Source organism: Mesorhizobium sp. M7A.F.Ca.CA.004.12.1.1 (assembly GCF_003997835.1).
Taxonomy (GTDB): domain Bacteria; phylum Pseudomonadota; class Alphaproteobacteria; order Rhizobiales; family Rhizobiaceae; genus Mesorhizobium.
On the sequence record NZ_RZRK01000146.1, the window covers coordinates 1 to 10,034 of the forward strand.

Below are 10,034 nucleotides of genomic sequence, written 5' to 3' on the forward strand. Positions count from 1 at the left end.
GGACGCGACCGAAAGACCAACCGTCACCGTCGAGACCAAGGTGAAGGCGTTCACTGCAAATCCCGGCAAGTCCCTGGCGCCGGAAGTTTCGGTTTCGGCGACGCAGAAGATCGGCAAATTCGACTACATGTTCTCGGCCAGCGGCCAGCGGACGCGCCGGACCTATGACGGAGACGGTCGCGAACTGCCGTCCGACGCCATGCTCGGCCAAGGCGGGGGCGATCGCACCGACTTCGGCAACCTCTATGCAAGACTGGGATATGAGGACGGGGCCCGTCGTTTCGAGGTCTCCGGCGAACTGGTCCGCATGGAACAGAATCCGGATTGGTTTTCCAATTTCCAGGCCACTCCAGCGGCGCCCGACTACACGGCGCCGTATACGGGCGAATCCGTGGAAGAGAATTCAAAATATTTCACCGCGCGCTATACCGACACCGCCTTCGCCTTGGGATCGCTCGAAGTGAAGTCGTTCTACAACGATATGGAGAAGCGCTTTCCCTTCACCCGCTTCGATCGCTTCGTGAACAATCAGGTCTACTATTCGGGCAACCCGCTCAACCCGCAGGCCAGCTTTGCCCAGACCACGCTCTTCAGCAAGCGCGCCGGCGTCACCGCTACGGTCGAGACCCCTCTCGACATGCTGCTGGAGGGGTCGACGCTGACCTGGGGCCTGGACTTCATCCACGACAAGACCTTCCAGAAACTCGAGAACGGCTGGGACGTCATCAGTCCGATGAAGCAGAACTCGGTCGCCGGCTTTGCCCAGTTGCAGGTCCCTGTGACCGACCGGCTGCGCCTGCAAGGTGGATTGCGCTACGAACGCTACTTCCTCGACATCGAGGATTTCAACCGCCCAGCCATCTTTTACATCAACCGGCCATATCCGGCGATCAACGTCATCGGCGGGTCCTTTGACTACGACAATCTGACTTTCAATGTCGGCGGCACATTCGATCTCACGCCCGATGTCCAGCTTTACGGTGGCTTCTCGCAGGGGTTCTCGCTGACCGACATCGGCAGCTTCACGCGGCGAGCCGGCGCCAACAGCAGTGCCGAACTGTGCGACGCCTACGGGGCGCTGGCATGTCCCGGCGCAGGCGCACCCGACTATACGGTCAGCTACGCTGACATCGCTCCCAGCCCTCAGGTCGTCAACAATTACGAGATCGGCATTCGCGGCGGCGATGTCGACTATGGCGGCTCGCTGTCGGCCTTTTTGTCCACCTCCGACCAAGGCGTGAACTACGACATCGCCTCCAACCGCGTGTCGCAGCAGAAGGAGGAAATCTGGGGCGTCGAAGTCACCGCATGGTGGAACCTGACCGGCAACCTCACCGTCGGTGGCCTCCTTGGCTATACCGAGGGGCGCTACGACAATGACGGCGATGGCAATATCGATGCGTGGCTGCCGAACAACAGGATAGCGACCCCGGTGCACGGCACGGTCTACGGGACCTATGTCTTCGACAACGGCCTCAATCTTCGCAGCGAGGTCCAGTTCTTCACCAGCCGGGACAAGATAACGACCGTACCCGAGATCAAGGGCGCGGCACTGGTAAATATCCTTGCGAGCCACAAGGTCGGCAAGGGCGATCTCAGTGTCGGCGTCGAGAACGTCTTCGACACCAACTACATGAATCCGACAGCTAGCGCCACGCGCAACAATGTCGTCAATGGTTTCGGCCGCATGGTATCGCTCGGCTACAAGGTCACCTTCTGAGATGGTTCGTTTCGAGATGCACAAGGACGGCATCGTCGACCTGCGCCTCTACCCTCCGCACGCGGCAACCGACGAGGCCGACTACCTCGAAGCGCTCGACCGGATCGGCAACCTCGATGGACCCTATGCCATCGTGGTGGATATTGCCGGCAGCACTCATCTCTCCCGAGAGGGGGAAGTCCGTCAGGCCGCATGGGCCAAGGCCACGCGGCAGCGCATCTCCAGCGCATGCCGGGCCTTGGCACTGGTGCGTGACAATCCCAACCCACGATCGCGGCAATCGTTCGAGCGGCTCTGGGCTATTCCGGTCCACGTCACCAGCGACAGAGAGGAAGCGCGGCAGTTCGCCGCCAAACATCTCGACAAGGCAGTTCGGCCATGAGCGGGCTCGCATCCGAGACCATCAGCCGGCCGGCAGAGCGGCGGGATTGGCAGCGTTTGCGGCTGTTCGCCGTGCTGGCGGGTCTCTACCTCGCCCAGGGTATTCCGGGTTATCTCCTGGTCGCCGCGGTGCCGCCGATCATGCGCGAGCTTGGCGTGTCGAGAACGGCCATCGGCATGCTTGCCGTCCTGATGATCCCGCTGACGGTGAAATTCCTCTGGGCACCGCTCGTCGATCGGATCAGGCCGATGGCGATCGGGCACCGCCGCGGATGGATTCTTCCCACGCAGATCGGGACTGTGATCGCCATAGCGGCACTCGCCCTTGTGGAACCGACCAATCTGAAAGCCATATTCGCAATAGGTTTCGCGATCGCGGTGCTGACCTCGACGCAGGACATTGCAACCGACGGCTATGCCACGCTCGCCCTGAGGCAAGAGGATCGCGCCGTTGGAAACGCAATCCAGGGCGGAGCGGTCGCACTCAGCGTCATCGTCGGCGGCACCGTTTCCCTGCTTCTCTATGGCTGGGTCGGCTGGCAGGCGATGGTGCTGACGATCGCGGCGGTCTCAGCCCTGCCATTGATTGCGATCGCCTTCATGCCGGAGGACACCGCTACAAAAAACGCCGAACCGCGGGCGAAACCTTCGATCTCCAGCTTTCTCAAGCGCCCGGAAGCCGTGACCGTCCTGATGATCGCACTGACCTACCGGGCGAGCGAAGGGCTGGTGAAATCCATGGAGGGATCCTATCTCGTCGACGTCGGATTGCCGCTGTCGGCGATCGGATATCTGAGCGGTATTTCTGCGGCGACGGCCGGCATTGCCGGATCCTTCATAGCGGCCATGCTTGTTCGACGTTCCGGCGCCGGCCGAACGCTGCTGCTGCTCGGCGCCTTGCGCACGATCTGCTTCCTGTTGTTTGCCCTGCATGCGGCCGGCGAAATCACGGGCATATGGACTCTTTTGGGAGCGGCGGGGTTTCAGACCTTGATCCGCTATATGGAGATTGTGGCGCTCTACAGCCTGTTCATGGCGGTGTCATCGAAAGATCAGCCTGGAACGGACTTCACCATTCTGTCCTGCGCCCAGATCATCATCTACCTGATCGGCTCGATGATGGCCGGTGCGATCGCCGACCGCATCGGCTATGGCGCACTTTTCACCCTCTCGACGCTCGTCTCCGGTCTGGCCGTCGTGCTGACTGTTCACCTTCTTTCGCGGCTCTCGAAGAAAAGCGCGGGAGCGGACTTCGCCTGAAATTCCAGCATGGAAGACATCGTGCGCCACGAGCTGGTCCGGGCCGATTGGTGGCAGCCAGGCAGACAGGCGGGCTCGATGTCTCCAGGACAGCCGAAGGCGCGGCGTCAACGAGAATTTCGTGGTCGAACATGGCCGCTGACCTGCACGCCGTCCTCGGCACGCAGGTACAGGAAGCCGGGGACGGACAGCAGCGGGATGACCGCGGTCAGCAGGAACACCTGGTGGAAGCGTTCCGCTGTCACGATGCGGGTTTCTCCTGCGACAAGGCCCAGCACCATGGCGGCGATCGAAACGCCCAGGGAAACGCTGAGTTGCTGCAGGACGCCGCCGAGACTGGTGGCGCGGCTGAGCTTGTCGTCCGGCAGGTCGGCATAGGACAGCGTGTTGGAGGTCATGAACTGCGCCGACCGGATGACCCCGAAGACAAAGACGTAAAGGCCGATCATCCAGTGCGGCGTATCGGCTTCGATCAAGGCGAAGCCCCCGACAGCGGCGGAGCCGACCACCGCGCTGCCGATGAGCACGACATTGAAGCCAAAGCGCCGCAACAGCGGCGACAGCAGCGGCCGAATGAGCAAGGCGCCGAAGCTGCCGACGAATGTCAGCGAGCCCGAGGTGACCGGGCTCATGCCAAAGCCGACCTGCAGCATCAGCGGCAACAGGAAAGGCACGCCGTTGAGGCCAACGCGGCACAGGCCGCCTGCGAGCGTACCGACCCAGAACGAGCGAAATCGAAACAGTGTCAGATCGACTGCCGGTGCAACGACGCGGCGCGCATAGCGCCCGAAGGCGAGCAGCAGCAGGATCGCCGCGGCCAACACCAACGCTGTCGCCGAAACGGAGATGATCGGCCTACCGATGCTTTCCAGTCCGAACTGCAGCAGCGCGACTCCGCATCCCACCATCAGGAACCCGGCGAAGTCGAAGCGCTGCACCGCCTCCTCGCGGAAATCGTCGACGAAGCGCAGCGCCGCCAGAATGCCGAGACAACCGAAAGGCACGTTGACATAGAATATCCAGCGCCACGATGCATAGGTGGTCAACAGGCCGCCGAGCAGCGGCCCGATCACAGGCCCCATGATGGCGGGCAAGGTCATGTAGGTCATGGCGGTGATCAACCCGCTGCGCGGAAAGCTGCGCAGCAGGATCAGCCGCCCGACCGGCGTCATCATGGCGCCGCCCAGCCCCTGCAGGGCGCGCATCGCCAAAAGCATGCCGAAACTGTTGGCCATGCCGCACAGCGCCGAGCCGAGGGTGAAGGTGAAAAGCGCGAGCGCGAACACTTTTCGTGCGCCGAACCTGTCGGCGAACCAGCCGCTGACGGGAATGAATACGGCCAGCGTCAGGATGTAGGTGGTGATCGCCAGGTTCAGCCTGACCGGCGTCGTGTCGAGGCTGCGCGCGATGGCAGGGATCGCGGTGGTGATGATGGTGGAATCGAGCTGCTCCATCAGAAAGGCGATGGCGACGATGATTGGAATAATCAGTCTCAGCCTCGGATCGCGCTCGGTGGCAAATTGAGGCTGTTCCAATGCTGTTGCCATTCCGTCATGCAGGCGGCTGCCCCATTCCAGATGGCGCGTCCGCGTTCAAAGGCAAGGTCGCCTTCCGTGCGGCAAGCCGGCCGAGGCCCCGATCGCACAGCCTGTCTTATGGTCCGACGGATAGGCAAGCGGTAGTCATTTCCTCCTTGATGGAAGTCAACAAATTTTGACTGCCCGCCCCTTCGAGAGGAGACCGGCAAGACAGCGCATTGAGCGTCCAAACTGCGGACGCCAGGGCATTTGCGTTTCAGTGAACGCCAGTTCCGATTTCGTGTCGCAACGTGTCAGGTAAGAGGCTGTCTAACAGCCGCCATGAGCGCTTGACGAAGCAGCGAGATTGAGCCACTTGTCGACTAGTATACAAGTGGTGAGGCCATGCTTGAAGTTCTCGTTCGCGCGCCGCAGTCGCTGGAAGTCCGGCAGGGCACGATACCCCAGCCCGGGGCAGGCGAAGTCGTCGTTCATGTCAGCCGTGCCGGCATCTGCGGCTCCGACATTCACATCCTGCATGGCTCCAATCCGTTCGCCGTCTATCCACGTATCATCGGCCATGAATTCGCCGGCAGCGTAACAGCGCTCGGACGCAATGTGACCGGCATTGCGACGGGAGACCGTGTGGTGGTCGATCCCGTGGTGTCGTGCGGCCACTGCTATCCCTGCCGGGTCGGCCGCTCCAATGTCTGCGCCAACCTCGAAGTGATGGGCGTTCACCGCGACGGCGGTTTTCGCGCCTTCGTCGCGGTGCCGGCGGCAAATGTCATACCGGTTCCAAGGGATATGCCGTTTGGGCTGGCGGCACTGGCCGAGCCGTTTTCCATCGCCGCCAATGTGCTCGATCGTACCGGTTGCGGACCCGAGGACACAGCGCTGATCTATGGCGCCGGCACGGTCGGCGTCACTGTCCTGCAGGTCGCCAAACTCAAGGGCGCACGGTGCATCGTTGCCGATATCGACGAAGCCCGCCTGGAGCGAGCGCTCCGCTTCGGTGCCGACAGGGTGATCCACTCTGTGCGCGATCCCGTGCCGGCCGCGGTGCGCGGTGAAAATGACGGTCTTGGCCCGACGCTGGTCATTGACGGCGCCGGCATTCCCGCACTTCTCGACGAGGCTTGCCGGCTGGCCAGCCCGGCGGGCCGCATCGGCCTGCTCGGCTTTTCGGACGCCCCATCCAACCTCAGCCAGCAGGAAGTGGTGCGCAAGGAACTGACCATCGTCGGCTCGCGCCTGAACCGCCGGCTGTTGCCGCGCGTCGTCGAATGGCTGGCCGACAAGCGGCTCGATCCGCAAGGCATGATCACGCAGGTGTTCGCGGCGGCCGATGCACGCGCAGCCTTCAACTTGATCGAGAAGGAACCGGAGCGAACGCTCAAGGTTCAGCTGGACTTCTCGTAAGCCGGAATTAGCCCTCGACCAGCGCGACGGCGCGCAGCGGTGATCCGCTACCGCCTTCGATCGCCAGCGGCAAGCTGATCAGGAAGCACCAAGGCGGCAAGTCACCAAGCCGTGCGAAATTCTCGCCGATCAGGATGCCTGCTGAAAGCAACGTATTGTGCGCCGGGAAATCCTCGCTGCCGAAACAATCGATCGACAGGCAGTCCGAGCCGACGATGCGCGCACCGCGCTCGACCAGCAATTCGCTTGCTTGCGGCGACAGTCCTGGCCAGTCGGCGAGAAACGCAGCCGGATCGTCCCAGAGCCGGTCCCAGCCGAAATGGAAGAACACGGCGTCGCCCTGCCGTATGCGGCCATGTTCGGCCTCGAAAGCAAAGATAGAATCCGGCTCGACCGCCTGCCGGGGCTGACAGCCACGCGCATCGATCGTCACCATGCGGCCGAAGAAACGCTCGACCGGAATGCCGGAGATGGCAGCACCGCCGCGGATGAAATGGACCGGCGCGTCGAAATGCGTGCCGGTGTGCTCGCTCATGGCCAACGCATGGTTGCAGGCGACGTCGCCGCGGTCATAGGATTCCACCATCTCCTGGCAGTAATGCGGGTGCGTCGGCCACACCGGCATGCCGGGCTTCATCGGATGCGTCAAATCGACGAAGGAAACCGCCTCTGTTTCGAACAGCTTGGCGAGCGTGTCAGTGGCGGATGTCATCTGACGCGAGGCCTCGGCACGAGAACGACGATCAGGATGATCAGCACGCCGGTCAAAAGGAAGCGCACGCCTGCCTGGATGCCAAAGGTGTTGAGCATGGTAGACATCAGGTTGAAGAACAACGCAGCCCCCCATATGCCTACCGCGTTGGCCTGCCCACCAGCGACGCTGGTGCCGCCAAGCACCACCACGGCGATCGATTCCATCAGATAGGCGTCACCCATGTTGAGTGCTGCCCCGCCGCTGAAGCCGGCAAGCAGGAAGCCGGCGAGCGCCGCCGCCGTGCCGCACAGCATATAGGCAATCAACCGCACCCGTGCGACGTTGATGCCGGCAAGCCGCGCCGCCGGTTCGCTCTGGCCGGTGGCCAGCACTTGCCGGCCCCAGACCGTGCGTTTGAGAGCGATCATGGCGGCCAGCGTCAGCAGCATCACCGCGATCGGCATGAATTGCACACCGCCAAGGCTCATCGAGGTGAACCGGGAAAGGCCTGCCGGCGGCTTCAGCGTCGCCTGGCCGCCGAGATTGAAGGCAAGCGACTGGAAGACGAAGCTCCAGGCGAGCGTCGCGATGATCGGCGGCAGCCTGAGCGCGACGATGGCAAGGAAGTTCGCGGCACCAGCGACAGCGCCGACGGCAAGTGCTGCAAGCAGGCCAGGCAGCAGCATGCCGTCGGACCCTTGCATCACCGTCATCGACACATAGGCGGCCAGCGTCAGCACGGATGGCACGGACAGGTCGATATTGCCCGGCCCGGAAGCGACCACGAACATCTGCCCGGTTCCCACCACCACGCTGAAGGCACCGAAGGCGAGCGCGCCCGACAACGTGGCGCCGGCACTGCCGATGCCCGAATAGGCTGTCGTCGCCAGCCACATTGCGAGCGCCACGATGAAGCCGTAGGTCCACGGCGCGAGGCTCAATCTCCGGGTCATCGCGTCCGCTCCGACAAAAGCACGCGCCCGGCCAGCACGAGAAACAGGATGACGCCCTGGGCGCCGATCTGCCACGTCGGCGGCACCTGCAGGAAAGACAAAAGCGAGCCCGCGAGCGACAGCGTCAGAGCGCCGACCACCGTGCCGACCGGCGAGACGACGCCGCCGGTAAAGGCGCCGCCGCCGAGGATCACCGCGCCGACGCCGAGCAGCGTATAGGCCGGCGCGACATTGGCGTCGCCCGATGTGGTGAGGCCGGTCAGCGTCAGCCCGGCCAGACAGGCGAGCAGGCCGGCGACCGCATAGACCGCGACCCGGATGCCGATAACGGACCAGCCGGCGCGCTCGACGGCGCGCGGATTGCCGCCTGCGCCGCGCAGCACCACGCCATAGGAGGAGCGTGAGATGACGAGATGGCCGGCGAGCGCCGCCAGTGCCGCCAGCCAGATCGACAGCGGCATCAAAGGCGGCTGCCAGCTCATGAAGGCGGCAAGCCATGCGGGTGCCGAGCCACCCGGTGCCGGCAACAGGATGACGGCGATGCCGAGCCAGATGAAGGACATGCCCAGCGTCACGATGATCGAGGGCAATTGCCGGGCATGAATAAGCAGGCCGAAACCGGCATAGGCGGCGATCAGGACGATGTAGCACAGCGCCGCGATTGCCGGCGCGTCCCCGAGATAGAGCGCCGTGACGCAGGTGATCAGCCCGACAAAGGCGCCGTTCGACAGGTCGATGTCGCCCAGCATGATCACCATCATCTGCGCCAGCGCGGCAAAGACCAGCGGCACCGAGAGCTTGAACAGCAGATGGAAGCCGAAATAGCTCATCGCCGCCGGGCGGATGCTGAAGATGATGGCCAGCATAACCAGCAGCGCGATAGCCGGCAGGCCGACCTGCATGGCATTGAGCAAGGCCGAACGCGGATTGGAAGGAGAACGGGCCGGAACTCGGGCAGCCGCGTCAGACATGGTCGCCTCCGAACGACGCCTGCAGGATACGGCCGGTCTCGATGGCCTCATCTTCCAGCCTGGTCACGGCGCGGCCCTCGCGGAAGACATAGATGCGCTCGCAATTGGTCAGCTCTTCGAGTTCGGTTGTGTACCAGACGAAGGCGCGTCCGTTCTCGGCCTCCGCGCGGATCAGCCGGTAGACCTCCTGCTTGGTGCCGACATCGACGCCGCGCATCGGATCGTCGAGGAAGATCACCTCGGCGTCCGACGCCAGCGCACGAGCGAACAGCACCTTCTGCTGGTTGCCGCCGGACAGCGACATGATCGGCGTGTCGATCGAAGGCGCCTTTACCTTGAGCCGCTCCGACCAGGTCTCGGCCAGCTTGCGAGCGGCGGCGCCTGAAATCATGCCGCCCCGCGTCAGCGCATTCAGGCTGCGGATGGTCAGATTGTCGGCGATAGACCACAGTGAGAACACGCCTTCAGAGCCGCGGTCGCCGGCAACATAGGCACCCGGCAAGGCCTCGCGCTGCCGGCGCGCGGCATAGAACATCGCGCGCAGCCGCTCGCGCTGGCCGTGGCCGTCGAGCCCGGCGAAACCGATGATCTCGCCCTTGCCGACTTCGATGGTCAGATCAGCGGTGTCGCGGCCGGCATGCCGGATAACCGGAGCTTGCACCGACGACGCCTTGCCTACGGAGCGATCGCGGGGCCGCTCGATGCTGCCCATCAATTCGACAAGCGCGGCGCGCGACAGGCCGGCGGTCGGCCGCTCGGCGACGACCTTGCCGTCGACCATGACGACGGTGCGGTCGCAGACGGCGAGGATCTCGTTCAGTCGATGGGTGATCAGGATGCAGGCGATACCACGTCCGGCGGCACGACGAATGTGGGTGAGCAGTTGCTCCGTCGCCTCATGGCCGAGCGCCGAGGTTGGCTCATCGAGAATGACGGCGCGCAATTTGATGCTGGTCTGCGTGAAGGCGCGAGCGATCTCGACCATCTGTCGCTCGCCGATCGGCAGGTCGGCGACCTTCCTGTCGAGGTCGATGCCGTGGCCAGGGAAGATCTCGTCCAGCACCGGACCGATTACCTGGCGCGCGCGCCGCCGCCAGCCCAACCCACGCAAGGACC

The 10,034-nt window shown here is 63.7% G+C and carries 9 protein-coding genes; 4 read left to right on the plus strand and 5 right to left on the minus strand.

Going from position 1 to position 10,034, the window contains the following annotated elements; genetic code table 11:
* The 3 genes from EN984_RS37635 to EN984_RS10405 all read left to right on the plus strand — a co-directional run.
* Positions 1 to 1,720 (plus strand): TonB-dependent receptor (locus EN984_RS37635; protein WP_164765430.1); only part of this gene is annotated, 1,720 nt, incomplete at its 5' end.
* 1 nt (position 1,721) lies between these two features.
* Complete coding sequence (locus EN984_RS10400; protein ID WP_127272286.1) at positions 1,722 to 2,102, plus strand: hypothetical protein; 381 nt, start codon at positions 1,722 to 1,724, stop codon at positions 2,100 to 2,102.
* The gene (locus tag EN984_RS10405; RefSeq protein ID WP_127272287.1) at positions 2,099 to 3,361 is read left to right on the plus strand and encodes a RhtX/FptX family siderophore transporter; all 1,263 of its coding nucleotides are present in this window, start codon (positions 2,099 to 2,101) and stop codon (positions 3,359 to 3,361) included. The genes EN984_RS10400 and EN984_RS10405 overlap by 4 nt, the downstream gene beginning before the upstream one ends.
* Before the next feature lie 107 nt (positions 3,362 to 3,468).
* Here EN984_RS10405 and EN984_RS10410 read toward each other — a convergent pair whose 3' ends face one another.
* Entirely contained in the window at positions 3,469 to 4,896 is a 1,428-nt protein-coding gene (locus EN984_RS10410; protein WP_245480052.1) for a DHA2 family efflux MFS transporter permease subunit, read from the minus strand.
* A gap of 387 nt (positions 4,897 to 5,283) precedes the next feature.
* Between EN984_RS10410 and EN984_RS10415 the strand changes: the two genes are divergently transcribed.
* Positions 5,284 to 6,300, plus strand: coding sequence for a Zn-dependent oxidoreductase (locus EN984_RS10415; RefSeq protein ID WP_127269556.1), 1,017 nt, complete (start codon positions 5,284 to 5,286; stop codon positions 6,298 to 6,300).
* 7 nt (positions 6,301 to 6,307) lie between these two features.
* Here the strand turns inward: EN984_RS10415 and EN984_RS10420 are convergent, their stop codons facing one another.
* The 4 genes from EN984_RS10420 to EN984_RS10435 form a co-directional block, all read right to left on the minus strand.
* The gene (locus EN984_RS10420) at positions 6,308 to 7,012 is read right to left on the minus strand and encodes a cyclase family protein (RefSeq protein WP_164748650.1); all 705 of its coding nucleotides are present in this window, start codon (positions 7,010 to 7,012) and stop codon (positions 6,308 to 6,310) included.
* Positions 7,009 to 7,947, minus strand: coding sequence for an ABC transporter permease (locus tag EN984_RS10425; RefSeq protein WP_127269554.1), 939 nt, complete (start codon positions 7,945 to 7,947; stop codon positions 7,009 to 7,011). Before EN984_RS10425 ends, EN984_RS10420 begins: the two co-directional genes overlap by 4 nt.
* Positions 7,944 to 8,849 carry an ABC transporter permease gene (locus EN984_RS10430; protein WP_245456869.1) on the minus strand — a complete coding sequence of 302 codons (906 nt, stop codon included), beginning with the start codon at positions 8,847 to 8,849 and terminating at the stop codon, positions 7,944 to 7,946. The genes EN984_RS10425 and EN984_RS10430 overlap by 4 nt, the downstream gene beginning before the upstream one ends.
* Positions 8,850 to 8,910: 61 nt before the next feature.
* Positions 8,911 to 10,034 (minus strand): ATP-binding cassette domain-containing protein (locus tag EN984_RS10435; RefSeq protein ID WP_164765431.1); only part of this gene is annotated, 1,124 nt, incomplete at its 5' end.